The organism is Streptomyces sp. NPDC101234 (genome assembly GCF_044767525.1).
GTDB classification, from domain to species: Bacteria; Actinomycetota; Actinomycetes; order Streptomycetales; family Streptomycetaceae; genus Streptomyces; species Streptomyces sasae.
This window is the reverse complement of sequence record NZ_JBIWOA010000067.1, coordinates 1-24,977: the sequence shown is the minus strand read 5'-3', so window position 1 is coordinate 24,977 and position 24,977 is coordinate 1. Positions and strand designations below refer to the sequence as shown.

18 protein-coding genes and 8 pseudogenes are annotated in these 24,977 nt (G+C 69.5%); 14 read left to right on the top strand and 12 right to left on the bottom strand.

Going from position 1 to position 24,977, the window contains the following annotated elements; genetic code table 11:
- The first annotated feature begins 116 nt into the window (after positions 1 to 116).
- The 4 genes from ACIRR9_RS53530 to ACIRR9_RS53515 all read left to right on the top strand — a co-directional run bounded on the left by ACIRR9_RS53530 (position 117) and on the right by ACIRR9_RS53515 (position 5,580).
- Positions 117 to 3,878: a S8 family serine peptidase gene (locus ACIRR9_RS53530; protein ID WP_403768586.1), complete on the top strand. Its 3,762-nt coding sequence runs from the start codon at positions 117 to 119 to the stop codon at positions 3,876 to 3,878.
- Between the two features lie 222 nt (positions 3,879 to 4,100).
- A complete protein-coding gene (locus ACIRR9_RS53525; protein WP_403768583.1) occupies positions 4,101 to 4,505 on the top strand; it encodes a hypothetical protein in 405 nt (134 codons plus the stop codon).
- 117 nt (positions 4,506 to 4,622) lie between these two features.
- Entirely contained in the window at positions 4,623 to 5,165 is a 543-nt protein-coding gene (locus tag ACIRR9_RS53520; protein ID WP_403768581.1) for a transposase, read from the top strand.
- A complete protein-coding gene (locus ACIRR9_RS53515; RefSeq protein WP_403768610.1) occupies positions 5,047 to 5,580 on the top strand; it encodes a DUF6461 domain-containing protein in 534 nt (177 codons plus the stop codon). Before ACIRR9_RS53520 ends, ACIRR9_RS53515 begins: the two co-directional genes overlap by 119 nt.
- Before the next feature lie 5 nt (positions 5,581 to 5,585).
- Here the strand turns inward: ACIRR9_RS53515 and ACIRR9_RS53510 are convergent.
- A pseudogene (locus ACIRR9_RS53510) lies at positions 5,586 to 6,029 on the bottom strand (transposase); the annotation flags it as partial.
- 385 nt (positions 6,030 to 6,414) lie between these two features.
- Entirely contained in the window at positions 6,415 to 6,942 is a 528-nt protein-coding gene (locus ACIRR9_RS53505) for a TetR/AcrR family transcriptional regulator C-terminal domain-containing protein (protein WP_403768607.1), read from the bottom strand.
- A 24-nt stretch (positions 6,943 to 6,966) separates the two neighbouring features.
- Between ACIRR9_RS53505 and ACIRR9_RS53500 the strand changes: the two are divergent.
- Positions 6,967 to 7,011 (top strand): annotated as a pseudogene (locus tag ACIRR9_RS53500) (hypothetical protein); the annotation flags it as partial.
- A gap of 333 nt (positions 7,012 to 7,344) precedes the next feature.
- Here the strand turns inward: ACIRR9_RS53500 and ACIRR9_RS53495 are convergent.
- Entirely contained in the window at positions 7,345 to 7,731 is a 387-nt protein-coding gene (locus ACIRR9_RS53495) for a hypothetical protein (RefSeq protein WP_403768613.1), read from the bottom strand.
- An 83-nt stretch (positions 7,732 to 7,814) separates the two neighbouring features.
- A complete protein-coding gene (locus tag ACIRR9_RS53490; RefSeq protein WP_403768578.1) occupies positions 7,815 to 9,350 on the bottom strand; it encodes a glycoside hydrolase family 43 protein in 1,536 nt (511 codons plus the stop codon).
- Positions 9,351 to 9,437: 87 nt separating this feature from the next.
- On the opposite strand from ACIRR9_RS53490, the pseudogene ACIRR9_RS53485 reads away from it, so the two are divergent.
- A pseudogene (locus ACIRR9_RS53485) lies at positions 9,438 to 9,568 on the top strand (IS5/IS1182 family transposase); the annotation flags it as partial.
- Here the strand turns inward: ACIRR9_RS53485 and ACIRR9_RS53480 are convergent.
- The 5 genes and pseudogenes from ACIRR9_RS53480 to ACIRR9_RS53460 form a co-directional block, all read right to left on the bottom strand.
- Positions 9,563 to 10,116: pseudogene (locus tag ACIRR9_RS53480) on the bottom strand (acetylxylan esterase). The pseudogenes ACIRR9_RS53485 and ACIRR9_RS53480 sit on opposite strands and share 6 nt — an antisense overlap.
- A gap of 17 nt (positions 10,117 to 10,133) precedes the next feature.
- Entirely contained in the window at positions 10,134 to 12,491 is a 2,358-nt protein-coding gene (locus ACIRR9_RS53475) for a beta-glucosidase (protein WP_403768575.1), read from the bottom strand.
- Between the two features lie 8 nt (positions 12,492 to 12,499).
- Positions 12,500 to 13,318: a carbohydrate ABC transporter permease gene (locus ACIRR9_RS53470; RefSeq protein ID WP_123980397.1), complete on the bottom strand. Its 819-nt coding sequence runs from the start codon at positions 13,316 to 13,318 to the stop codon at positions 12,500 to 12,502.
- Positions 13,318 to 14,250 carry a carbohydrate ABC transporter permease gene (locus ACIRR9_RS53465; protein ID WP_403768572.1) on the bottom strand — a complete coding sequence of 311 codons (933 nt, stop codon included), beginning with the start codon at positions 14,248 to 14,250 and terminating at the stop codon, positions 13,318 to 13,320. The genes ACIRR9_RS53470 and ACIRR9_RS53465 overlap by 1 nt, the downstream gene beginning before the upstream one ends.
- A gap of 9 nt (positions 14,251 to 14,259) precedes the next feature.
- A complete protein-coding gene (locus tag ACIRR9_RS53460) occupies positions 14,260 to 15,504 on the bottom strand; it encodes an extracellular solute-binding protein (protein ID WP_403768604.1) in 1,245 nt (414 codons plus the stop codon).
- Between the two features lie 271 nt (positions 15,505 to 15,775).
- Here ACIRR9_RS53460 and ACIRR9_RS53455 point away from each other — a divergent pair, with 271 nt between their 5' ends.
- The 4 genes and pseudogenes from ACIRR9_RS53455 to ACIRR9_RS53440 form a co-directional block, all read left to right on the top strand.
- On the top strand, positions 15,776 to 16,795 hold the full coding sequence (locus ACIRR9_RS53455; RefSeq protein WP_403768569.1) for a LacI family DNA-binding transcriptional regulator: 1,020 nt from the start codon (positions 15,776 to 15,778) through the stop codon (positions 16,793 to 16,795).
- A gap of 281 nt (positions 16,796 to 17,076) precedes the next feature.
- Positions 17,077 to 17,438, top strand: a pseudogene (locus ACIRR9_RS53450) (IS30 family transposase); the annotation flags it as partial.
- A 71-nt stretch (positions 17,439 to 17,509) separates the two neighbouring features.
- Positions 17,510 to 17,954, top strand: a pseudogene (locus ACIRR9_RS53445) (transposase); the annotation flags it as partial.
- Between the two features lie 96 nt (positions 17,955 to 18,050).
- Positions 18,051 to 18,197 (top strand): annotated as a pseudogene (locus ACIRR9_RS53440) (ATP-binding protein); the annotation flags it as partial.
- Between the two features lie 136 nt (positions 18,198 to 18,333).
- On the opposite strand, the pseudogene ACIRR9_RS53435 reads toward ACIRR9_RS53440, so the two are convergent.
- Positions 18,334 to 18,561: pseudogene (locus ACIRR9_RS53435) on the bottom strand (GNAT family N-acetyltransferase); the annotation flags it as partial.
- On the opposite strand from ACIRR9_RS53435, the gene ACIRR9_RS53430 reads away from it, so the two are divergent.
- From ACIRR9_RS53430 to ACIRR9_RS53415, 4 genes are all read left to right on the top strand, one after another.
- On the top strand, positions 18,541 to 18,906 hold the full coding sequence (locus ACIRR9_RS53430; RefSeq protein ID WP_403768567.1) for a hypothetical protein: 366 nt from the start codon (positions 18,541 to 18,543) through the stop codon (positions 18,904 to 18,906). The pseudogene ACIRR9_RS53435 and the gene ACIRR9_RS53430 overlap by 21 nt on opposite strands.
- Complete coding sequence (locus tag ACIRR9_RS53425) at positions 18,903 to 19,517, top strand: ABC-2 transporter permease (RefSeq protein WP_403768564.1); 615 nt, start codon at positions 18,903 to 18,905, stop codon at positions 19,515 to 19,517. Before ACIRR9_RS53430 ends, ACIRR9_RS53425 begins: the two co-directional genes overlap by 4 nt.
- Positions 19,518 to 19,532: 15 nt before the next feature.
- Positions 19,533 to 20,123 carry a hypothetical protein gene (locus tag ACIRR9_RS53420; protein WP_403768560.1) on the top strand — a complete coding sequence of 197 codons (591 nt, stop codon included), beginning with the start codon at positions 19,533 to 19,535 and terminating at the stop codon, positions 20,121 to 20,123.
- Positions 20,124 to 21,699: 1,576 nt separating this feature from the next.
- Positions 21,700 to 22,026 carry a hypothetical protein gene (locus ACIRR9_RS53415; protein ID WP_403768557.1) on the top strand — a complete coding sequence of 109 codons (327 nt, stop codon included), beginning with the start codon at positions 21,700 to 21,702 and terminating at the stop codon, positions 22,024 to 22,026.
- Between the two features lie 107 nt (positions 22,027 to 22,133).
- On the opposite strand, the gene ACIRR9_RS53410 is transcribed toward ACIRR9_RS53415, so the two are convergent.
- A complete protein-coding gene (locus ACIRR9_RS53410) occupies positions 22,134 to 23,066 on the bottom strand; it encodes an aldo/keto reductase family oxidoreductase (protein WP_093508572.1) in 933 nt (310 codons plus the stop codon).
- Positions 23,067 to 23,114: 48 nt separating this feature from the next.
- Positions 23,115 to 23,975 (bottom strand): aldo/keto reductase, encoded by an 861-nt coding sequence (locus tag ACIRR9_RS53405; RefSeq protein WP_403768554.1) that lies wholly within the window; start codon positions 23,973 to 23,975, stop codon positions 23,115 to 23,117.
- Positions 23,976 to 24,977 lie beyond the last annotated feature (1,002 nt).

Sequence of the window (24,977 nt, the reverse complement as noted above, 5' to 3'; positions counted from 1 at the left end):
CACGCCACCTGTGGACGGGTTCCGAGCACCCTCGGTGTCTACGACCGGCCAGGCGGCGCCACTTGGAAGGCAGAGGACGAACGTGCTCTGCCCGACCGCGAGCCGGGAGAGACCCTGTGAAAGCGCACCACCGCAGACGCTGGAGTGTGCCGGTTGCCGCCGGCGCCCTGGCGTTGGCGCTGTCCGGCCCCTACGACGCGACGGCCTTCGCGTCCTCGGCGGCCCGTCCCGCCGCCGACCACCTGCCTACCGCATCCCTGTCCACCGCCTCCACATCCGACCGGGTGCCCGCGGGCGACCACTCCGTGACGCTGATCACCGGAGCCGTGGTCACCACCCGGCAGAGCCCGGGCACCGGCAACGGGACCGGAGGCGTCGTCAGCGTCCGCGGCGCCGACGGGCGCCCGGTGCAGACCCACATCCTGACGTCGGGCGACGGCCTCTACGTGTTCCCCGAGTCGGTGTTGCCGTTCGTCGCCAAGGGCATCCTGGACCGGCAGCTGTTCAACATCACGGCCATGATCGCCGACAGGTACGACGACGCGCACCGCGACCGGCTGCCGCTCATCGTCTCCTACACCCACGCATCCGACGCCCGCGCCAAGGCCGCCGCCCTGCCCGACGGGGCCACCCGCGTCCGTACCCTCGCCGGCATCGACGGCGCCGCCCTTACCGCGGACCGCGCGCACGCCGCGGACTTCTGGAAGTCCGTGACCGCGACGCCGTCGGCCGACGGATTCGGCAAGCAGTCCGCCGTACCGGCCTTCGCCGACGGGATCGCGCACATCTGGCTGGACGGCCTCGTCCACGCCGACCTCGCCGACAGCACGGCGCAGATCGGCGCCCCCCAGGTCTGGGCGAACGGCAACACCGGACAGGGTGTGGACGTGGCCGTCCTGGACACCGGCGTCGACGCGGGACACCCGGACCTCGCGGACCGCGTGGCGGACCGTCAGAGCTTCGTACCGGACGAGAACACGGACGACCACTTCGGTCACGGCACGCACGTCGCGTCCATCATCGCCGGTACCGGCGCGGCTTCCGACGGCAAGGAGAAGGGTGTCGCCCCCGGCGCCCGCCTCGACATCGGCAAGGTGCTGGACGACACGGGATCCGGTCAGACCTCCTGGGTCCTGGCCGGCATGGAATGGGCCGCCGTCGACCAGCACGCCAGGATCATCAACATGAGCCTCGGCGACGGTCAGCCGTCCGACGGGACCGACCCCCTCAGCCAGGCCGTCGACACGCTCAGCGCCGAGACCGGCGCGCTGTTCGTCGTCGCCGCAGGAAACTCCGGGGCGCCCGACACCATCGGCGCACCGGGCGCGGCGAGCGGCGCGCTGACCGTGGGGGCCGTCGACTCCGGCGACTTCGTGGCCGAGTTCTCCAGCCAGGGCCCCCGCGTGGACGGCGCGCTGAAGCCGGAGATCACCGCCCCCGGCGTCGGCATCCTTGCGGCCAACTCGCAGTTCGACGGCAATGGCGAGGGCGCCTACCAGACCATGAGCGGCACATCCATGGCCACGCCCCACGTGGCGGGCGCCGCCGCGCTGATGGCCGCCGCCCACCCGGACCTCACCGGAAGCCAGCTGAAGGACCTGCTGGCCAGCAGCTCCCGGCAGACCCCGCAGTACGACGCCTTCCAGGCGGGCAGCGGCCGTCTCGACGTCGCCGCGGCCTCGCACGCCGGAGTCTTCGCCACCGCGACCGCGTACGCCGCGCAGGTTCCGCAGAATCCCGCCGGCGGCGTGCACCGCCCGGTGACGTACACCAACACCACGGACAAGCCCGTCACCCTCGCGCTGAGCGTCGAGGCGGCACACGCCCCCAGCGGGGTGTTCCGGCTCTCCGCCTCCCAGGTGACCGTGCCGGCGTACGGCACCGCCGGTGTCACCGTGACCATCGACGGCTCGGACGTCACCACGGGCGGCCGGTACACCGGCCAGGTCGTCGCGAAGACCGCGGCCGGCGAGGTCGCGGCGCACACCGCCGTCTCCCTCGGGGACGTCGAGCACAAGCTGACCATGCGGTTCAAGGACGCCCAGGGGCGGCCGATGTCAGGCGTGGTCGAACTGCTCAGGTCCGGTGACGACTCACCGGCGTTCGTCGAGATCGACGACTCCGGCACGGGCCAGATGTACCTTCCGAAGGACGTGTACTCGGTGCTGTCCTTCAAGACGGTGCAGGGCGTTCACGGACCCCACTCCTGGGGCATGGCGCTGCTCGGCGACCCCGACGTCCGCATGGACCGCGACACCACCGTCACGCTCGACGCGTCCAAGATCGACCGCGTTGACATGACGACCCCTCAGCGGTCCGAGACGACCTACCAGCGGCTGGACTACACCCGCCTGATGGGCGGCCAGGTCTGGCGCGACTACATGGAGACCCAGACCAACTACGACAGCCTCTGGGCCCAGCCGACCACCCACAAGGTCACCCACGGCGACTTCTACCTGGCGGCCCGCTGGCGCAAGGAGCAGCCCGCGCTGTCCGTCTCCACCAGGACGACCGGCTTCACCGACGTGCTGCGCCAGGACGGCGTCACGCCCCTGCCCAAGGGCACCGTCAAGCTCCCGCTGGTCTTCGCCAGGGAGGGCGCGACCACCGACTACGCTCACCTCGACGTGCGCGGCAAGGCCGTGGTGGTACGCCGTAACGACGACGTGTCCGACATGGGCCAGGCGGCCGCCGCGGTGGCCGCGGGCGCGAAGCTCATGCTGGTCGTGAACAACGTCGGCGGCCGCGGCTTCCGCTCCTACAACGCACCGTTCAGCTCGACGCCCGTCCGGCTCGACGTGGGCCTGCTCAGCACCGACGAGGGCGAGAGGCTCGTACAGCAGGCCCAGACCCGGGGAGCCACGGTCACGGTCGGATCCTCGCCGGTGAGCCCGTACGTCTACGACCTCGACCGGACCTGGCACAACGAGATCCCCGCCCACCTGGTGGCGCAGGGCAGCGCCAAGAACCTCGCGAGGATCGACGAGACCTTCGACAGCCCCGCCCCGGGCAGCACCGGCGGCGAGTTCCGGTTCGACTGGCCCACCTACAACGACTGGGCGATCGGCTCGATGATGCCGGAGCCGGTCCGGGGCAAGCGGACCGACTGGGTCTCCACCGGCGGCTACAACAGCTGGAGCCAGAGCGCCTACGCGGACGGCATGGTCTTCGAAGCCGGGGCCAAGACGTCCTACCGGGCGGGCAGCACGCAGTCGGAGGAGTGGTTCAAGCCGATCGAACGGCCCTATCTGAACGACACCTACAGTCTGCCCACGCGCACGGGTGACCACCTGTACCTCGACACCCCGGCCTGGGGCAGTCGCACCCACGTCGGCATGAACCAGATCGACGGCGGAGCGGAGCAGCGCCAGACCCTCTACCAAGGCACCACCCAGCTGGGCACGGGAACCTTCACGAACGTCTCGGGCGACGCCCCCGGCGCCGGAAGACTCCCGTACCGGCTGGTCGTCACCAGCAAGCGCGACGTGGCGTTCACCCCGTACTCCTCCAGTACGCGCACCGAGTGGGACTTCACCTCGAAGGCGCCGGCGGACGGCTCCGCCGCGGTGCTGCCGCTGGTGCAGATCGACTACGAGGTCGGCACCGACCCGGCCGGGCGGGCCGGACGGCACGACTGCCTGTCCGCCACCGCCGCTCAGCTACCGGGCGCCGTCGGCGCCGGCCGGCTCGGCGCGGTCACCCTGGAGATGTCCTACGACGACGGCACGACGTGGCACCGGGTCACCAGCGACCATGCCGGGCGGTTCCGCCTGGACGCGCCGAAGAAGGCGTCCTATGTCTCACTCAGGGCGAGCGCCCGGGACTCGGCGGGCAACGCGGTGCACCAGACGGTGATCCGGGCGTTCGGCCTGCGCTGACGCACCGCCACCCTCGCACGCGAGGCAAGAGCGGTCCGTCCGGGGGCACACGCCCCCCGGACGGACCGTTCGGACGACCCTGCCGACGACGAAATTGCCGCACTCCTTTCCAGAGAGATCGGATGATGGCAGATAATTTCCGTCTAGATCTGGGACTTGGGCCCACGGTTCCATACATTCATCGGATGTTTTGGTCGTCGCTCGTCCTGTGGGAGATCGACCATGCGTACCGTTGTCGCCGCGTGCCTTGCTGCCGCCGTGGCTTGTCTCGGTTTCACCGGCGACCCACCCGAAGCCGTCGCTGCCGACGAGTCCGCTCACGCGGCGGACACCTTGTATGTCGCGCCCGACGGGCGTGGTTCGGCGTGCAGTGACCGCAGTCCATGCGGTCTCGAAACCGCTCGCGACCGCGCGAGATCTCTCGTCCCGCATGCCTCCGGCGACGTCGTGGTCGAACTGGAGGGCGGGACCTACCGGCTCACCGCTCCCTTCCGCCTCGGCGTCCAGGACTCCAGGCGGCCCGGCCACCCGGTGGTGTACCGGGCGGCCGCGGGGCAGACGCCTGTGCTCAGCGGCGCGACCCGGATCACCGGCTTCACGCGGGTCGACGCCGCGAAGAACATCTAGGGCACATCTAGGGCACATCTAGGGCGCGTATCGAAAGTGGATCTTGAGGTGAGATGATCTTGCGCCGCGACACGTGGAGATCTGACGGATACGCAGTGGGCCCGCCTGGAACCGCTGTTGCCCCGGGGCAAGAAGCCGGGGCGTCCACTGAGATGGACCAGGCGGCAGCTGATCGACGGCATACGGTTCCGTACCCGCACCGGCGTCCCGTGGCGGGACGTACCGGAGCGGTACGGGCCCTGGGCCAGGTCGTACGACCTGTTCCGCCGCTGGCAGCGGGACGGCACCTGGCAGCGGATCTTGGCGGAACTGCAGGCCCAGGCCGACGCCAGGGAGCTCATCACCTGGGACCTCAACATCGACTCCACCGCCAGCCGGGCCCACCAGCACGCCGCCGGGGCACGGAAAAGACATCCGATGCGGTTGATCTGTCAACGGCGGCGGTCTGGGGGGCGTGTCGGTGGTGTGTGGCAGCATCCACGGCATGACGAGCGCAGGGATGGGCCGCGGACTGGACTTGTTCCGAGAGGGCGATTTCCCCATCTACACGCTGACCTTCGTGCGGGATCTGCCCCCTGCGGAGCTGCTCAACCGCATGGGGGTGGACCCGGAGACCTTGGCGCTTCGATTCGCCGTAGACCTGGTGGACGACTTGGGTGACGACCTGTTCGACGATGAAGAACCCATCGTCACCAGCGGCATCGACGGCTCGTGGACGTGGGCATGGGAACAGGGCGGTGTTCATGGACTCGATGAGAGGATCTTGAGTCGCGTCTCCGTGGGCACGGAGGCCGTGGTGCTTCACTACAACGAGAAGCCGATGCACTGGTTCAAGTACGCGGTAGGCGGCGAGATCATCGTCGACTTCCACACGCTCCAGGTGATCGAGCCGATCGGGCGGGATCCGGCAAGGCTTGAGGACGTCATGAGGCCCCTTGGGCTCGTTCCTGGCCAGGTCGCGCCCCTGCACAGCGTCCTGGCACTGGTAGAGAACGCTTTTGACATCCGGCTGAGGCAACCAGACGACGTTGACGACGAGCATTGGAGCGGCAGGTTGCTTCCTCTGCCGGGCTGAATGCCTCAAGCAGCGGCCCTCAGCGCAGGGGATCCAGAGGGCGGGAAGGTCGTGCCCTCGTCATAGACGGTGCGCTTGGTGAGGCAGTGGTGGAGGCAGCCGAGCATGCGGTTGAAGAGGTTGCCTTGTGCGGCGGTGTGGCGGTCTCCGTTGGCTCGTCTGCGGTCGTAGTGGGCGCGGGCGCCGGTTGAGGCGGTCAGCGCGGCGAAGGCCCAGACGTAGCCGACGGAGGCCAACCGTTGGTTTTTGACCCGGCGTGCCATGACCGCGACTCTCTTGCCGGACGCTCGGGTGACTGGCGCTGCTCCGGCGAAGGCTTTGAGTCCGCCGGCGTCGGTGAAGCGGGATTGGTCGTCTCCGATCTCTGCGAGGACCCGGGCGCCGGTGAGCGATCCGAGTCCGGGAAAGCTGGTGATGATCTCGGCGTCCGGGCGTGATTCAAAGGCTTCCACCGCTGTTTCGACGTAGTTGGTGACAGGCGCGTGAGAGGGCGTGTGAGAGCGGCGTTCGATGAGAAGCCCTGCAGGTGCGGGTTGGCGGGGATTCCGGATGGGTGGGTCACAGCTCCTGCGTGGGCGCCATTGCACTCGGTTGTCCTCCCACGAAGCGTCCGGAGGAAGGGCGTGGTCACGACACGCCCTTACGGCCGATGCGCAGCGGGCCCCTCGGGGCCTCTCCGCGGCAACCGGGTCGCACTCCTTGCTTCTGCAAAGTCCGGCGTCTCTAGAGGCGTCTGCGGCACTGCCTGCCCCCGCGAGCCTGCGTAGATCGCGGACTGCGTGGACGCGACCTCGGATGCCAGGCCGCGATGATCGCTGACCGAGGCCGTGTCGGTTACCTGCTTAGGCCGCGCATCAGCGCGGCGAGGCCGCCGAAGAACTCTTGGCCGGCGGCCACGACCTGCGCGTGGTGCGCGGTCTCGGCCAGGCGCGGGAACTCGGTCGGTGGCAGTGCGGAGATGGCGGCCGTGCCCTCGCCGGCCAAGGGCCCCAGGTGCTCCTGTTGGATGGCTCCGATGACGTAGCTCAGCAAGGCCCGCAGTGCGATGACGAGTGGTGTGCCGTCGAAGCCGGCTTCGGCCAGAACAGTGAGCACCGTTTCCGACCAGCGCAGCACCCCGTGGGACCGGTGCCGGTGGGTGATCGTCAGCGGTACGACGGCGGGATGGGCGCTGACGGCGTCGCGCAGGCGCCGTACCAGGGTCTCGATCTGCTCCTGCCATGGCATGTCTGAGGGTGGCGGCTCGGTGTCGACGGTTCCCAGCACGGACTCGACCACCAGCCGTTCGAGTTCTTCGCGGTCGGCCACGTAGCGGTAGAGCCCCATCGTGCTCATGCGCAGTTCCTTGGCGACCGCGCGCATCGACAGACCGGCGAGACCGTCGCGATCCAGACGCACTACTACACCGTCGGCGGAACCCGGACCCAGGCCTGGGAGCAGAGCTTCAGCCACTTCGGCTTCCGCTACCTGGAGGTGCAGAGCCTTGAGGCCGTCCTCGGCCGGGCCCCCGACCTTGAGCGGGACGCCGACCTCCTGACCGTGGCCGTCGCCCGTACCGGCTTCACCCGCACCGGCACCGAGTCCTGGATGAGGTCGCTGCATGGCCCGCATGCGCTCGTGAACAGCGCAAATACCCGCACCATGGGGCGGGAGCAACTTGATCTACTGTGGAATCAACTGGGCGGAACGGCACCACGACGTCGCCCTGGTCGACGACGCCGGCGAGTTACGTGCCAAGCGCCGCTTCACCGACGACGCGGCTGGCTACCAGCTGCCCCGGCCAGGAAGGCCCCCGGCGAAATCCTCGTCCGTGAACAGCGCGCCAAGAACGTCCCGGATTCGAATGGCCGAGGTCCCCTTGGGGAACGAGGCCCGCACCACCCGAGCCGCCAGCTCAGGCACCCCGTCATCCGACCGCGACTCCAGCGACATCCCGATCCCCCCTGCCCCGCCCACGACCATAGCCCTCAGCAGGACGAACGACACAGGCCCGCTCGAAATCACGACTTTCCCAACGGAGTCGTGAACGCCGACGCTTTCTGCACGAGTCTCGGTGACCTGTGACATCGCTGAGGGCGCCCAGCAGCTCTCGTCCTTCGTCGACCATGTGCTCGCCGCCACTGGCGCGTCCAGGTCGGCTTCGTCGGCCACTCCCTTTGACGGGGCGGTCTCGTGGCATGCCGCGTGCGGCGCCCGCACGGACGCAGGTGTCGCACGCGGCCGAACGCCAGGCGTCAAGCGGAGGGCGCCGAGGCCGGGGCGTACTCGAACCAGTCGAAGGCGACCGTGCCCTCGGTGGCGTACATGCCGATAACGCGGCCGGTGAAGCCGCAGGCGACCTCGGTGGACAGGTAGCGCCCGTCCAGTTCGACGAGTGGCTGGGTGTCCGCGGTGTCGGGATCGCCAGCCCAGAAGGCGACGGTGTCAGGGCCGGTGGTCCCGCCATCGGTGAGTTCGGGCGACGCGGGCACAAGGTCGTTCGTCCGGATCGCGACGGTGATGGTCAGCGGCCCGGACGGGACCGGTCGGCTGGCCACGGTCTGGCGCAGCGGCCCGATCCGGGCGACGACGCTGGCCTCTCCGTTCCCGACCTCCAGTTCGTAGTGGTGGGCTTCGTCCAGGCGCACGCAGAGGCCGCCGCGTCCCGTACCCGGGTCGATCGCTGCGGTGACGCTGCAGTCGTGGTGTTGCTGGCGGCGGCCGACGAAGGTGTACCCGGGGCGGTCGAGGGTGGCGCCGGTGGCGTAGAGGGCCAGCCAGCCAGGGCGCTCGGTGAGCGACCAGGAGCCCTCCGGACGGGTGAACGGCGAGACCCACTGCGGAGCGAGAGCGGACTCGTCGAAGTCGTCGCGGGCGGGCAGGGCCGGAACGGGGTGCCAGGCACCGCCCGGGGCCGCGTGGCTCTCGGGAACGGGCGCGACGACGGGCCAGCCCTCCTCGTCCCACTTCACGGGGGTCAGGAACGTCTCGCGGCCGAGCACGTGCACGTCGGGCGTGAAGCCGCGGGGCCGGACGCCGAGCAGCACCATCCACCAACTGCCGTCGGGAGCCTCCACCAGGTCGGCGTGGCCGGTGTTCTGGATGGAGCGGGCGGTACCGCTGTGGGACAGCAGGGGGTTGGCGGGTGCGCCTTCCCAGGGACCGCGCGGCGAGCGGCCGCGGGCGATGGACACGCTGTGGCCGCGTTCGGTGCCGCCTTCCGCGATCAGCAGGTACCACCAGTCGCCGATGCGGTAGAGGTGGGGCGCCTCGGGATACTTGAGGCCGCTGCCCGACCACGTGGCAAAGGGCCCCTCCAGCACCTCCCCCTTGACCGGGTCGATCCTGGCCATGTTGATGCCGCCTTCGGGCCCGGAGAACGCGCACCAGCAGGTGCCGTCCTCCTCCCACGCCAGATCGGGGTCGATCCCGTGCAGGTCGATCCACACCGGGTCGCTCCACGGCCCCTCAGGCCGCTCGGCCGAGACGACGAAGTTGCCGCCACCGTCGATATTGGTGTTGATGACCCAGTAACGGCCGTCATGGTGCCGGATCGTGGGGGCGTAGAGGCCCCCGGACGCCTTGGCGCCGGGGAGAGGCAGCGGCAGTTGGCCGGGCCGGTCGAGCACGTTGCCGATCTGCTCCCAGTGCACGAGGTCCTTGCTGTGGAAGATCGGCAGCCCGGGGAAGTATTCGAAGCTGGAGCACACCAGGTAGTAGTCGTCACCGACCCGGCACACGCTCGGATCGGGGTGGAACCCGCTGATCACAGGGTTGTCGTATGTATGCACAGAATGTGTTCCTTTCGGGCAGCCGGGTGCCGTGGAGCGAGTCCCAGGGGTGCCGTAACCGCTGGTTACAGGTGAGACGATCGTGTCGTGGCTGGTTGGATCACGGCGTTGAACCGCTCCTGGACAGCCCTGTTCACCGGGTTGAGTCCGCGTCAGTTCGGAAAGCTGATCACCGGCTGCGGCAGGAGGGGGCGGGTCCGGTGCGCAGCGACTCACCCGTCGCTTAGGAGTCGTGGCGCCAGGTCGGGGACCAGGGCGGCGACGGCGTGCGCGGTGCCGCCGCCCTGGCTTTGTCCGACCACGGCGACCCGGTCGGGGTCGACGCGGTCCAGCCGGCGGACGGCGTCCACGGCCCGGACCGCCTCGGCGAGCAGTCGGCGGTAGTAGTACGTGCGCGGCGAGCTGATGCCTCGGGTCATCACGCCGGAGACCCCCGGCCCGGTCGGGCTGGAGTCGGGGGTCGCGCCCCGGCTCCAGCCCGAGCCCGGCCCGCGCGTGTCCACCTGGAGGTGGGCGCACCCGGCGGACGCCCAGAGCAGGTTCTCCCGCACATGCCCCGTCCGCCGCCATGACCGACGTACTGCACGACGGCCGGAAGCGGGCCGGTCGCCGTGTCCGGCAGGAGCAGCCACGCCTTGACCGGCTCCCCGCCGAAGCCCGGGAAGGTGACGTCGAAGGTGCCCACGGTGCTCAGCCCGGTGCTGACCGGCGTCAGGCGGACCTCGCCGCCGTACGAGCGGACCTCCTCGGGCAGGTCGGTGTACACGCGCGGCTCTCGTTGCGTCAGCGGCCCTCGACGGTGACGACGGGGTGCAGTCTGCGGGTGTGGTCGACCTCCCGGACCTGGCCGGTCAGGCGCAGCGGGACCGTGATGCGGTGGTCGGTGCTGCTGGCGGAGATCCGCAGTTCCAGCTCGCCGGGTTCGACGATGCGGCGGCCCGCGCGGCCGGTGAAGGAGGCCAGGTCCGCGGGAAGTTCCAGCAGGACCCGGCAGACTTCCCCGGTTTCGAGCGGGAGGCGCCGGTAGCCGACGAGGCGCTGCGTCGGCTGGACCACGGAGGCCACCGGGTCGTGCAGGTAGAACTGCACCACCTCGCAGCCGGAGCGTTCGCCGGTGTTGCGGACCTCAAAGGCGATCCGGAAGCTGCCGTCGGTGCCGGTCTCCGCGACGCTGACGTCGAGCGCGGACCACTCGAATTCCGTGTAGCCGAGCCCGTGCCCGAACCCGTAGGCCGCGCTGGTGCTGGTGCTGGACACGTCGCTGTCCTGGGCCAGCCGGGCGGCCAGGTAGGTGGAGGGCTGAACACCCTTGTGCCGCGGCACACTTACGGGCAACCGTCCGGAGGGGTTCACCCGCCCGCTCAGCACGCCGGCGATCGCTTCGGTGCCCGCCTCCCCAGGAAAGAAGGACTGCACGATCGCCGCCGCCTCCGTGTCGGCGCGCCCCAGTGTGTAAGGGCGGCCCGCCAGCATGACGAGCACCACGGGCGTGTCGGCATCCAGCAGGGCGTCGAGCAACTGCTGCTGCATGCCGGGCAGCTGCATCGATTCGGCGTCGCATCCCTCGCCGCTGGTGCCGCGGCCGAACAGGCCGGCGCGGTCCCCGAGAGCGAGCACCACGACGTCGGCGACGCGGGCCGCCGCGACCGCCTCGGCGAAGCTGGCCGTGCTGTCGCCGTCGACCGTCGCACCGGGCGCGGAGAAGATCTCGGCGTCGGGGAACTCGGCCGCCAAGGTCTCGCGCAGCGTGGGCAGCGCGATGCCGGTCGGGACCTCGGGGTGTTGCGAGCCGACGTGCACGGGGAAGGAGTAGCAGCCCAGCACGGCCGTCGGGGTGTCGGCGTTGGGGCCGATCAGCGCGATCCGGCGGGGGCGGCCGAGCGGTAGCGTGCCGTCATTGCGCAGCAGCACGACGGCCTGCTCCGCCAGCTCGCGCGCCAACTCCCGGTTGACCGGGGGGTCCAGGTCGACGCTGCCGCGCAGCGCCTCGGGGACGGCCAGTTCCGCTCCGGAGAGCGCCTTCGGAACCGGGTTCCAGTCGGGGTCGAGCAGGCCGAGCTGTGCCTTCTGGACGAGGATCCGGCGCAGGGCGCGATCGATCAGCTCCTCAGGGACGGTGCCGGCCTCGACCGCGTCGAGCAGCGGCTGTCCGTATGTCTTGACGGTCGGCAGCTCCACGTCGACGCCACTGGCGAGGGCAAGCCCGGCGGCCTCGTCCCAGCTTCCGGCGACGCCGTGCAGGAGCTTGAGGAAGGCGATGCCGAAGTAGTCCGCCACCACCGTTCCGTCGAAGCCCCAGGTGTCCCGGAGCAGACCGGTGAGCAGTTCCGGGTCGGCGGCCGAGGGGATGCCGTCGGTGTCGGTGTAGGCGTGCATGACCGAGCGCGGCTGGCCCTCGCGCAGCGCCATCTCGAACGGGGGAAGGATGACGTCGGCGCGCTCGCGGACGCCCATGGAGACCGGTGCGAGGTTGCGGCCGGCCCGCGAGGCGGAGTAGCCGGCGAAGTGCTTGAGCGTGGCGACGATCCCGGCGGACTCCAGGCCCTGCACGTAGGCGGTGGCGATGGTGCCGACCAGGTACGGGTCCTCGCCGATGGCCTCCTCGACGCGGCCCCAGCGGGCGTCGCGCACCACGTCGAGCACGGGGGCGAGACCCTGGTGGACGCCGACGGCGCGCATGTCGGTCCCGATGGCGGTGGCCATGGTGCGCACCAGCTCGGGGTTGAAGGTCGCTCCCCAGGACAGTGGGACCGGGTAGGCGGTCGCCCCCCAGGCCGCGAACCCGGCCAGGCACTCCTCGTGGGCGATCGCGGGTATGCCGAAGCGGTTGGCGGCGACGATGCGCTGCTGGGAGCGCGCCAGCGAGAGCGCACCGACGGCGGCGTCCACGGGAACGGTGCCGAAGGGCCGGGTCAGCTGGCCCAGACCGTTCGGCAGCAGTTCGTCCAGGTCCGGCGGCTCCTCCATCTCGTGCTGGTGCGGGGCGACCTCGCCGCCCTCGTCGGAGGCGCCCACCCAGACGCCGACCAGTTGCGCTGTCTTCTCCCGCAGGGTCATCGCCGCGATCAGTGCGTCGGCCCTGGTCGCGGGGTCGAGTGAGACGTCCCGCCACACAGGGGTGGCGAGCTCGGCGGGGTTCATGTTGCCGGTCACTTTCCTCCGACCCCCATGAGCCCCTGGACCAGGGCGCGGCGGGCGAACAGGTAGACGATGAAGATGGGGAGCATGGACAGCACCACGGCGCTGAGCAGTCCGGGGACGTCGACGCCGTGTTCGGTCTGGAAGTTGTACAGACCAAGGGTGATCACCTTGGTCGAGTCCGACTGGGTGAGGATCAGCGGGAAGAGGAAGCCGTTCCAGGCCTGGAGGGCCGAGAAGACGACGATGGAGGAGAGTCCGCCCTTCGACAGCGGCAGGACGAGTTGCCTGAAGACCCGCCACGGGGAAGCTCCGTCCATCGCCATGGCTTCGTACAGGTCGGGGGTGATGTCGCGCATCGCCCCGGTCAGCACCAGGGTGCACACCGGCAGCGAGAACGCGGCGGTGGGCAGGATGACGCCGATCAGGTGGTCATAGAGTCCGGCCTGGCTGATCACGTAGAACATGGGCACGATCACCGCCTGCGCGGGGACCGCGAGTCCCAGCAGGAAGACCCGGAACACGACGGTGATGGTCCGGCCCTGGGCGCGCACGATGGCGTAGGCGAGCGGCGGCACCACCACCAGCACGATGCCGACGACGCTGACGGTGACGATCAGGGTGTTGAGGAAGTCCTGGCCGAAGCCGTTGGAGAACGCGTTGAAGTAGTTGCTCAGGGTCAGCTGCGACGGAAAGCTCAGCGGGCCCTGGGTGGAGTAGTTGGAGGTGGTGCGCAGGGTCGCGATCAGCAGCACGTAGAGCGGCAGGCCGATCAGAGCGAGCCATATCAGGGAGCCCAGTCCGGCAAGGTAGTTGGGGCGCTGCCGCATCAGATCCCCTCCGCCGCGCTGCGCATCTTGTCGTAGCCGGAGAGCCGGACCACGGCCAGGGAGATGAGGGTGGCGACCACGACCAGGACCAGCGCGATGGCCGAGCCGGCGCCGAAGTCGTACTCCTTGAAGCCCTGCTCGTACATGTAGTAGGCGCTGACCGTGGTGTCCGTGCCGGGGCCGCCCTGGGTGAGGATCAGCACCGTGTCGAAGGTGGTCAGTCCGCCGACGACCATGAGGATCATCGAGGTGATCATGGTGTTGCGCAGTTGCGGCAGGGTGATGTGGAAGAACTGCCGCACGGTGCCCGCCCCGTCGATCGCCGCGGCCTGGTAGAGCACCTGCGGAATCGCGCGGGCGCCGCCCTGGTAGAGCAGCGCGTGCAGGGGGGTGAACTGCCACATTCCGACGAAGGTCAGCACCGCGATCGAACCGGCCTGGCTGCCGAGCAGGTTGCCGTTGCCGAACAGCCAGGGAAGCTGGCCCGGGATGCCGAAGTTGGGGTCGAGCAGGGCGCGCCACACCACCGAGACCGCGGTCGCCGAGAGCAGCAGGGGGACGAAGAAGATCGCGGACAGCACTGCCCGGTTGCGCTGGGGTCCGGCCGCCCAGACGCCCAGCAGGATGCTGATGGGCGTCTGCGTCACGACCCCGAGCACGGTGAGCACGAGGGTGAGCCAGACGCTCTGGGTCATCACCGGATCGTGGATCAGCTTGGTCCAGTTCGCCAGGCCGTTGAAGTGCGGCGAGGTGATGCCGTCCCAGCTGGTGAAGGACAGCACCGCGACCAGCACCAGCGGGAGGATCGCGAACAACAGGAAGAAGACAGTCGCGGGTACCGCCCAGACGAAGCCCGGGCGGGTCACCCCGACGCCGGCCCGGCGCGCCTTGAGGCGGCGGCCGGACACGGCTGCGAGAGAAAGGGAGCTCATCGGTCCTACTCAGGAGGTGGACAGCGACTGCATCGCCTGGATGAAGCCGTTGGCGTCGGTCTTGCCGTCGAAGAACTTCTGAATGGCCGTGTGGAGCGGCGTGGCCACTGCCTGCGGGTAGGCCTGGTCCCAGGACAGCTGGAACGACGGGGCCGCCTTGACCAGGTTGAACTGGAACTGTGAGTAGTCCGGGCTGGCCGAGGTGGACAGGAACTTGGCGGTGTTGGTGGTGGTCGGCAGGTTGCCGATGCCGAGCTGGGCCTTCACGAACTCGTCGGAGTACATGAGCTTGAGGAAGGCCGCCACGGTGTCGGGGTGCTTGGTCTTCTTCAGGACGGAGTAGAAGTTGTTGGTGTTGCCGACCAGGTCCTTCGGGTCGCCCTTGCCGCCGCTGACGGTCGGGAAGGCGCTGTAGCCGAGGTCGTTCTTGGCGAAGTCGGGGTTGTTGGACTGCTGGGTGGAGTACTCCCAGGAGCCCATCAGCTCGAAGGCGGCCTTGCCCTTGGCCAGCAGCGCCGGGGACCCGCCGTCGGTGAACTTCACCGAGTCGAAGTTGCTGCCGAATGCGCCGACGTCGACCAGCTGCTTCAGCATGCCCAGGGCCTTCTGGCTTTCCGGCCTGGCCCACGCGCTCTTGTCACCGGCGAGCGCCTTCTGGAACAGGTCCGGCCCGGCGACCCGGTCGAAGATGTACTCGAACCACATGAGGGTGGGCCACTGGTCGCCGCCGCCGAGCGCGATCGGGGTCAGGCCCTTGCCCTTGAGCACCTTGACGTCGTTGATCAGGTCGTCCCAGGTCTGCGGGACGCTCAGGCCGGCGCTCGCCAGGACCTTCTTGTTGTTGAAGAGCAGTACGGGCTGCGTGCCGCGCATTGGGACACCGTAGGACTTGCCGTCGATCACCGCGGTGTTGAACACCGAGGGGAGGAAGTTGGCCTTGAGCCCCGGGTCCTTGGCGATCATGTCGTCCAGGGGGAGCAGGAGGTTCTTCTTGGCGAAGGGCGCGATGCTGCCGCCGCCCCAGTTGAAGAAGATGTCCGGGGCCTGCGGGGTGTTGATGATCGTGTTGAGCTTGGACTGGTAGTCGGCGCCGGGGATGGTGTCCAGCACCACCTTGACCTTCGAGGTCTTGTTGAACGTGTCGACGATCTGCTTTTCGACCTTGTTCGCGGAGTCCCCGTAGACGAGGACGTGGATCGCCCCGGAGCTGGAGCCGCCGCTGGACCCGCATGCGGTGGTCGGACCGAGCAGCAGCGCGGTCGTTGCCGCTGCTGCGGCGAGTCTGTTACGGGCCGCACCGTTGCGAACGGTCACGCGAAGAGAACCCATTGGATTGCCACTCCGTCGATAATTTCGATGAGGTTTCCGAATGCTGCGGGAAACTTAGGCGTAACGTCGATCTCCGTCAAGGGTTTGGAAGATCTCGATTCGGCCGTACCGACTGGGGCCCTGACCAGCTAATATCCGTCATGTACAGCCGCAGTGACGACGTACTTCGCAGACCAGGGCAGCACAGGAGGGGCTCGTGACCAGAGCGGCGACACTCGCCGAAATCGCGCGCGAGGCGGGGGTGTCCACACCGACTGTTTCGAAAGTCGTCAACGGCCGCGCGGACGTTGCCCCCGCCACCCGGGAGCGGGTGGAGGAGCTGCTGCATCAGTACGGCTACCAGCGGCGACGCAGCAACAGTGCCCCGTCCAGCCCCTTGCTGGAGCTGGTGTTCCACGAGCTCGAGAGCGCCTGGGCGATGGAGGTCATCCGCGGGGTCGAGAACGTCGTCCGCGAAGAGGGGATGAGCGTCGTCCTGTCGGAATCCTCGGGCCGGCTCAGTCTCGGGCAGTCCTGGATGGACGGGGTGCTCGCCCGCCGCCCCACCGGCGTGGTCCTGGTGCTGTCGGGGCTCGACGAGGCACAGCAGGCGCAGCTGACCAGTCGTGATATCCCGTTCGTGGTGATGGACCCGGCCGGGGACCCCGGTCAGGACGTGCCGGCGGTCGGTACGACCAACTGGAACGGCGGCCTCGCCGCAACCCGCCACCTGCTCGACCTGGGCCACCGGCGCATCGGCATGATCGCCGGACCACGGCGGATGATGTGCAGCCGCGCCCGGATCGACGGCTATCGGGCCGCGCTGGAGACGGGCGGCGTCGCCTTCGATCCCGCACTGATCCGCGAGGGCAACTTCTACCACGAAACCGGCTACTGGGCGGGCCTGGAGCTGCTGCGCCTCAAGGACCGGCCCACCGCGATCTTCACCGGCAACGACCTGCAGGCCCTCGGCGTCTATGAGGCCGCACGGGAGTTGGGCCTGCGCATCCCGGAGGATCTCAGCGTCGTCGGCTTCGACGACCTGCCCATCGCCCGCTGGGTCGGCCCACCCCTGACCACCGTCCGCCAGCCGCTGACCGCGATGGCCGAGGTCGCCGCACGCATGGTGATCGACCTCGCCCGCGGCAACCCACCGTCCGCGCTGCGCGTCGACCTGGCCACCAGCCTGGTCGAGCGCAGCAGCACAGCCCAGCCCCCGACCGCCGGCCGGCACTGAGTCGTCGGCACCTTCGAAACTTTCGACAGCGCCTGACGCATCGCTGCGGTCGCGTACCGCGGGCTCTGGAGCCATTCCCGCCGGCCTGCCCCACTGTCGGCTGCCAGCCAGGTGTGCCCCGCGAACATCGACTGCTTCGGACGCGCCCCACTTCCCGCAACGGCATGCCCTGGGACCAATCGAGCCCCAACGGAACCCAGGTGAGTGGTGTTAAGACCGTGTCCTACGAGAACCGGACCAGGGCTTTGGGCGGTCGTAGACGGCTGGTCCGCCATCGCGCACTGATGGAACGCTCGCCCCGCTATCTGATGCTCCTCCACCTGCCCGACGGCGCACACCGGGCAGAACACTTCCACCAGGTGCTGGCCCGCACCATCCACGCACCGCCGACCCAGCCCAAACGCTCCCTGACCTGGGACCAAGGCATAGAAATCGCAGGTCACGGCTCGTTCACCACGGCCACCGACATGCCGGTCGACTTCTGCGACCCGGCAAGCCCATGGCAGCGCGGCCCGAATGAGAACACCAACGGCCTGCTGCGGCAGTACTTCCGAAGGGCACCGACCTCACCGCCCACAGCCCTGAACAGCTGGCAGCCGTGGCCGCCGAGCTCAACGACCGCCCACGCAAAACGCTCAACTGAGACACCCCCGCCGAGCGTCTCGCCAAGCTCCTGACAGCAAGCTGATCAGCAGTGTTGCAACGACCTCTTGAATCCGCCGGGGCAAGCCGGGTTCCAAGATGCCCATCCTGTCGGACGCGAACGGACTGCCACTTCTCGTCGGCATCTCGGCCGGCAACGTCCACGACAGCGAAGGGCTCAAGCCTATGGTCGAGGGTCACCAAACGAGACACGACCCCCCACCGCGGCCGCCACTTCAAGCCCCAGCGCCTGCACGCCTACAAGGCGTACGACCGGCCCGATCTGCGGAAATGGCTGCGCTGCGAGCGGATCGGAGTGCGTATCGCCCGCAAGGGCATTGAGTCCAGCGGACGCTTAGAGCGTCGGAGGTGGGTAATCGAGCGCACGATGTCGTTGCTGTCCGGCTACCGCAGACTCAGCCCCCGCTACGAGCGCCATCCCGGCAACTACCTGGCATTCCTCGGACTTGCTGCAGCACTCTGCTGCTACAAACGGCTCGTCCGCCTCAGCACGTAGGACACGGTCTAATTCTAAGCCCGGCGACCCAAGAACCTTCCTCCAAGTTCCTCCCGACTGCGTCGGGGATACAACGAAGTGCCTCACGGCGCACGTTGGACGAGGACCTTCACCGACCCCCGGCTCTGCGCGGCCATCGTCGACCGCCTGACCTTCAACGGCACGATCATCGAGACCGGCACCGACTCCTACCGGCTCGCCTCCACCCGGGCCCGGGCAGAAGAACCCGCCAAGGCCGGCTGACACCTGTGGGCTCCATCTCGACGGGGCGCCGCCCTCACGGGCGGCACGCCGTCCCACCCCATCTTTGAACCTCGACTGATCTCCTCACGCTCGCCCGGCTTCATCGTGATGAGTGCGGACAGTGCCGAGCACCACCTCAGTCGGACAGCGCGACCGGGGACCACATGCCGAACCACTGCTCGGCGCCCCAATCCTCGTACCGTTGCACCTTGGTGAACCCCAGCTTCGCCGCGAGGCGCATCGAGCGTTCGTTGGCGGTCTGGGTGGTGAGCACCACCGGCTCGCCGGGCAGCGCTCCGGTGCACCAGTCGAGTGCCGTCGTGCACGCCTCCGCGGCGTAGCCGTGTCCCCACGCCTGTGGCAGGACACCACGCACATCACCTCCGATCTGGACCGCATCGGCGACTACGTGACGCTCATTCACGGCGGTCGCGTCGTCCGGACCGGCCCCAAGGACGAAATCCTGGAGGCCTACCGGGTGGTGCGGGGCGGCCCGGAGGACCTGAGCGGCCTCGTCGGCGTCGAGCTGATCGGCGTCAGACGGACGTCGGCCGGGGCGGAAGCTCTCATCCGCGCCGAGGAAGCCGACCTTCTCGGCGGGGACGTCCTCGTCGAGGCACCCACCCTGGAGGAGATCGCCGTTCACATCGGATCGCGGCCGATGAAGCCCGCAGCAACGCGGAACGGCCAGCGCGGGGCGATCGCATGAGCGCCGTCGCCCGTATGGCCGTGCTGCACCTGCGTACCGTCGCGCCGTACCGGACCCAGGGCCTGATGGTGTTCGGCCTGATGGTCCTGGTGCTCGCCCGCAACCCTGATCATGTTGTACCGGCGCTCGCGGTACTGCTCGCGCCCTTGATCGCCGTGCACCCGTTCGTGGCCGCCGACAAGGCGGGCCTGGAGACGCTGTACGCCGTCCTGCCCCTGCCTCGCCGCACGGTGCTGCTCGGGCACTACGCCTGGGCGCTGGCAAGCTTTGTCGCCACCGTCACCGCAGGTACAGCGCTGGCCGTTCTCCTCGCGCGGGCCGAGGGCGCACAGTTCGACGGTCGCACCCTGGTGACGATGCTGACGCTGGCCTGGGCGCTGTTCGCCGTCAACATCGCGATCCAGTTCCCGCTGCTGATCCGGTTCGGGTACGCCCGCATCAGCGTCCTGGGTACCACCATGCCACTGGCACTGGTCATGTTGGCCGTCTACCGGCTGCACCTGACCATCGCGTCGATCCAGACCTGGCTGCCACTTGTCTGGATGGCTGGCGCAGCCGCCAAAGTGACGTCCGCAGTCCTGGCGGCGCATGCGCCAGGGCCGCGTACATAGCGGACCGCGCGTACGGTGGCGGAGATAGCGGGTCCTTCGGCGTTCAGGCGGCAGATCGCGGCGGCCGCCGCGGTCGTACTGCAGACCTCGCGGCTGACCGGCCGGCACCCGTCACCCGACGACGTGCGCTCACTGCTGGAACGGACCGGTCGCGCCGTGCCCACGCCGCCGCAGATCGACCGGCCGCTGCACGTGGGCCCGCAGCTCGACGTCACGGCGGCCGTCCAGGCCGTACTGGCCGAGGCACACGGCGGACCCGCCGGTACCGGAGCGGCCAGGATCGTGCGGCTGTCCGTGGCGCATCGACAGACCATCGGCGGCCTCGGCGGCAGCTACCTGGAATCCACCGATCCGGGCCGCATCGACCTGGCCGGACCGGGCACGGGCTCCGGTGCCACCGGGGAGGGCCTGGTGGGACCGGTGACGATCGGTGCCGACGTGACCGGCCTGACGGGAGACAAGGGCATCGAGTACGTGCTGCGCATCGGGAAGCGGGAGTTCACCTCCGCCACTCCCGCGGTGCGGCTGACACCCACACAGATGCTCACCGCGGCAGGTCTGCCCGTCGCCGCCACGACCGACCGCCGGCTCTCCCTCACCTTCTAGGTGCGCCGTGGCCGCCAGGTGCTCGCCGCCGCGCGCCACGAGCTGACCTTCGGCCTCACCGACGGGGGATACGACGAGGCACTCGCCCCGGTGGCCCAGCCCGTGGTCGGGGCGGGGCACTCGGTGCGGGTGCGTTACGACCTCACCGGAGTGCGCAACGTCGGCTCGCCCGAGCTGGTCGTGTCGGGGGTCGGCCACTTCAGCCCGGCCGCGGCTCCCATTTTCTCCGCCTCCTACCGCGTCCCGCTGACCGCGCCGAGCGGGACGGTCACCGTCCCGGCCGGCGCCTTCACGGCGGGCGGCGGCATCTACGGGATCGGCGTCGTCCAGAATCCCACCGGCGGCGCCAAGGGCGTGCCGCTGTACGGGGAGTTCGGCTCGGTCCGGGTCGACGGCGGAAGCATCGCACAGCGCCCCGACGCACCGGCGCTGGGCGCCGAGCCGTCCGGGGGGCCGTCCGCCGGACCGTCCGCCGGGTCCGGACATCTGCTGGAGATCACCCGGGCCGCGCCCCGGTTCTCCGTGAGCTACGACGTGTCGCGGGTCAAGGGCGCGACCGGCACGCTCCTGGAGTTCTCCGCCCCCGGCCCGAACATGTACGGCTCCTACAACCTGGTCAGCAACCAGAACGGCACCGCCCGCGACCACGACGGAGCGGACAGCCCGGCCACGCTGCACCGCTCGCTGAAGGGCACGCGGGGCACGGCGAAATTCGACGCCCAGGCGCTCGGGCTGCCCTCGTCCATCGCCTACGACGTACGGGCCTTCGCCCTCGACAGGAACGGCCGGATCCTCGGGCAGGCGTCGCCGACATCCTTGCTGGCCTACGACGACGGACCGGCCTCGGACGGCACCAACCTGACCGACTTCGCGATCGTCCCCGGAGGAACCTCGGTCGCGTCGGTCGAGAGCCCCACCGGAGAGGGCTCGGTCTACGACTACGACGCCGCCGACGGAACCTATGGGCGCAAGCTCACCGGCGACCCCGCCTACGGCTCGGTCTACGAGGTGTTCGGCGTCGACTCCTCCCACCACGTACTCGTGCTGCACAAGCAGACCACCACCGGCGAGCAGTGGCTGGAGACCTACGACACGAGCACCGGTGACGCCGTCGGACGTCCCGCCCGCGTCGACGACCAGTACGTCGTGACCGGCGGACGCGTGGACGACGAACGCCATCGGGCCGCCGTACTGGCGTCCGCGTCGGGGACCGGGCGGGCTTCGTCCTGCCCGTGGACACGGCGACCGGCACCCTGGGCACACCTCTCCAGCTCGACTCCGCCGCGGTGGGCGGCGCCCCTTACGGGCTGCTGGAGCTGGACCGGACGACCGGTGTCTTCACCGCGCAGAAGATCGGGTTCACCGTCAACTGCCTGTCCGCGACTGGCTCCGGCACGGTGGCGGAGGGCGACCTGGACACGGCAACGGTTGCCCAGGGCCCGGGCGGAATCTCGTGCGCCGGAACCCTCGCCTCCGATGAAGAGAGGCACTTCTACGAGATCTGGTACCACTCCTTCAGCGTCAACTTCCCCGGCACCGGGTATCTGGCGCAGCTGGGCGGCGGTGACCGGTCGGCGTGGGGACGGCACAGGCACCCGTCGCCCTCGCGGTCGACGGCCGGCACCACCTGGCGCTCCTCGGCTTCCGCTACCCGGACCTGCAACCCACGGGAGGCTTCCAGCAGTACGGCTTCGCCGACAACAACGCCACCGGCATCGCCGTCGTCGACCTGAAGACCGGCAGGACGGTGGAAACGGTCAGCGGCGTGGAGTACCCACAGTTCGGGGCCTACAACGGACGGCTCGACTTGCATCACGAACGCGCCGTCCAGCTCGACCCGGCAACCCGCACGGGCTGGACCTACGCGGGCGACGGCAGCCAGATCCAGCAGTTTTCCCACTGACCGGGTCCACCGGTCGGCCGTCAGGGTCCGCGGGCGGCTCGGAGCGGCCGCGGACCCGCCGGACAGCGGCGAGCGTACGGCTCGCCGCTGTCCGGGTGGGGCGACGGTCAGGGAACGATGTACTGGGCGGCGCGGAACAGCTCGTACCACTCCGCACGGGTCAGGGGGACGTCCGATCCGAGGGCGGCGTCCGCGACGCGCTGCGGGGTGGTCGTGCCGATGACCACCTGCATCCGGGCCGGGTGGCGGGTGATCCAGGCCGTCGCGATGGCAAGGGACGGCACGCCGTACTTCGCCGCCAGGCGGTCGATGACGGCGTTGAGTTCGGGGTGGCGCTCGGAGCCGAGGAAGGGCCCGTCGAAGAAGCCGGCCTGGAACGGCGACCAGGCCTGCACGGTGATGTCGTGCAGTCGGCAGTAGTCAAGGAGACCGTCGTCACGGCTGACCGACTGGTCTAGGCCCTGCATGTTGGCCGCGACGCCCTGCGCGACGAGCGGGGCGTGCGTGATCGACAGCTGGAGCTGGTTCGCCACCAGCGGCTGACTGACATGGCGGCGCAGCAGGTCGATCTGGCGGGGGGTGTGGTTCGAGACACCGAAGGCCCGCACCTTGCCCGCCGCGGCCAGGTCGTCGAAGGCACGCGCGACCTCTTCGGGTTCGACCAGGGCGTCGGGACGGTGCAGCAGCAGGATGTCGAGGTAGTCGGTGCCAAGAGCCTTGAGTGAACCGTCCACCGACTCGACGAGGTGCTCGTAGGAGAAGTCGAAGTACGGGCCTTCGCGGACGATGCCCGCCTTCGACTGGATGATCAGCTTTTCACGCTGCGAGGGGCTCAGCCGCATCGCCTCGGCGAAACGGCGCTCGCAGCCGTGCAGTTCGCTGCCGTACACGTCGGCGTGGTCGAGGAACGTGATGCCGGCGTCCATCGCGGTGGCGAGGAGTTCGCGGACTTCGGCGTCGCTCTTGTCCTGGATGCGCATCAGGCCGAGAACGATGTTCGGGACGACCATGTCGGTGCCGGGCAGTTTGAACGTCTTCACGATCGGGTCCTTGTCCATCAGTGGTTGGGCGGTGCGGTGCCGGGCACCTCAGGCCGCCGACAGGCGGGAAATCTGCTCCGCGGTGAGCTCGACGTCGGTGGCGGCCGCCGAGTCACGGATGCTTTCGGGACGGGAGGCCCCGGGGATCGGGACCACCACAGGCGCCAGGGCGAGCTGCCATGCCAGGGTCACCCGGTAGACGCTGACGCCCACCTCGTCCGCGACCTCGCGGAAGGCGGCCTGCTGCGCCGAGAGTTCGGGCGCGTTCGCGATGCCGCCCAGTGGGCTCCAGGGCAGGAACGCGATCCCGAGTTCGGCGCAGTGCTCCAGCTCGCGCAGACTGGAGCGGAACCTGGGCGAGAACTGGTTCTGGACCGAGTCGAGGCGACCGCCCAGGATCTGGTTCGCCTCGTCGATCTGGTCCACGGTCGCGTTCGAGATGCCCGCCATGCGGATCACGCCCTCGTCGAGCAGGTCGCGGATCGCGCCGATCGAATCGGCGTACGGGACGCGTGGGTCGGGGCGGTGGAACTGGTAGAGGCCGATCGCCTCGACGCCGAGGCGCTTGGCCGACTCCTTGGCGGCCCGCTTGAGATGGGCCGGATCGCCGTTCACGGTCCAGCTGCCGTCGCCGGGCCGCAGGTGACCCCCCTTCGTCGCGACCAGCACGTCGTCCGCTCCCCGGCCGTACGTGCGCAGGGCCCCGGCGATGAGCTCCTCGTTGTGTCCGACCTCCGCGGCGTCGCGGTGGTACGCGTCCGCCGTGTCGACGAACGTGACACCGGCGTCCAGCGCGGCGTGGATCGTCGCGATCGACCTGCGGGCTTCGGGGCGGCCCTCGATGGACATCGGCATGCCGCCGAGCCCGATCGCCGAAACCGTCCGTCCGCCGATCGTGCGTTGCTTCATCGGACGTCTCCTCCGGGGTGTGGAAGACAGGTGGTCGAGGTCTTCCCGTACGGAAGGCCTGCTCGGCCGAGCCTAGGAATCGAAGATTCAGAGGTCCAACAGTTGTTGGTCATGGCATTGAGAAAGGGAATCGATGAATGTGTCCGGCGCGTCCACCTCGCCGCCCCTGCCGGACGCCGGGACGGTGTGTGCGGCACCGTCCCGACGCACGGGTACGGTTCGTCGTGTGGACGCTGACGTGGAGCTGGAGCCGGACGGGTGGGAGTCGCGGCACCGGGCCTTGTACGGGTGCGGCGCCTGGGAGCGGGCGCGTCGTCAGGAGGGCCTGATGACCGCCTGGCACCAGGAGCAGGATCTCCTCTTCGGCACGTCGGCGTCCCGGCGGCACGCCGCTGATCCGGGCGCACGCGTGAAGTGGCCGTGGGGAAGCGGCCCGCACACCCTTGGTCTCTTGCTGTGGCGGACCGCCTACGACGCCGGGATCCTCGTCGACAAGGTCCCCCTGGCCGATGTCGTGCGCCACTGCGACCCCGCGGCCGCTCCGCCGGCGGCGGGCCCGATGCCCGCCGCGGCCCGAGACGGTGGGATCGAGGTGGGCGGCGTCGAGGCGGTGGCCAGGGCCAGACCCGTCCTGCTCGCCCATCTCACCCCCGAACTCCCGCGGGCCGCCCCGGCCGGAGCGCGGCCGGCGCCACATCCAGCACGTCCTGACGGCCATCGCCGTCAACATCGAGCGCCTCGGCGGACTGCCACCGGCCGAGGAAGCACCCACGCGCCGCCGACCGACTGCCTTCCAGAGCTACCTCGACCAGCGCGAGCTGACCCCGGCCGAAGTCCTGGCGAACCCTGGGCAGTTGACCTTGACAACCCCAAGCTCCCCGACGGAGCCAAGCTCAGACCCTCATTAAGAAGCCGTTGTCTTTCCGGATGTGATCGTTGAGTTTCCGCTGATCAGGCATGGTGTCGGTGTCGCCGAGGGAGGGTTCGGACGTTCAGTTCGTT

What these genes read in the sequence shown, in the direction of transcription:
- ACIRR9_RS53525 (WP_403768583.1), top strand. Translation starts at nt 4,101, where the DNA reads ATGCGTACCGTTGTCGCCGCGTGCCTTGCTGCCGCCGTGGCTTGTCTC.
- ACIRR9_RS53505 (WP_403768607.1), bottom strand. Translation starts at nt 6,942, where the DNA reads ATGCGCGCGGTCGCCAAGGAACTGCGCATGAGCACGATGGGGCTCTAC.
- ACIRR9_RS53475 (WP_403768575.1), bottom strand. Translation starts at nt 12,491, where the DNA reads ATGAACCCCGCCGAGCTCGCCACCCCTGTGTGGCGGGACGTCTCACTC.
- ACIRR9_RS53470 (WP_123980397.1), bottom strand. Translation starts at nt 13,318, where the DNA reads ATGCGGCAGCGCCCCAACTACCTTGCCGGACTGGGCTCCCTGATATGG.
- ACIRR9_RS53465 (WP_403768572.1), bottom strand. Translation starts at nt 14,250, where the DNA reads ATGAGCTCCCTTTCTCTCGCAGCCGTGTCCGGCCGCCGCCTCAAGGCG.
- ACIRR9_RS53425 (WP_403768564.1), top strand. Translation starts at nt 18,903, where the DNA reads ATGAGCGCCGTCGCCCGTATGGCCGTGCTGCACCTGCGTACCGTCGCG.
- ACIRR9_RS53405 (WP_403768554.1), bottom strand. Translation starts at nt 23,975, where the DNA reads ATGAAGCAACGCACGATCGGCGGACGGACGGTTTCGGCGATCGGGCTC.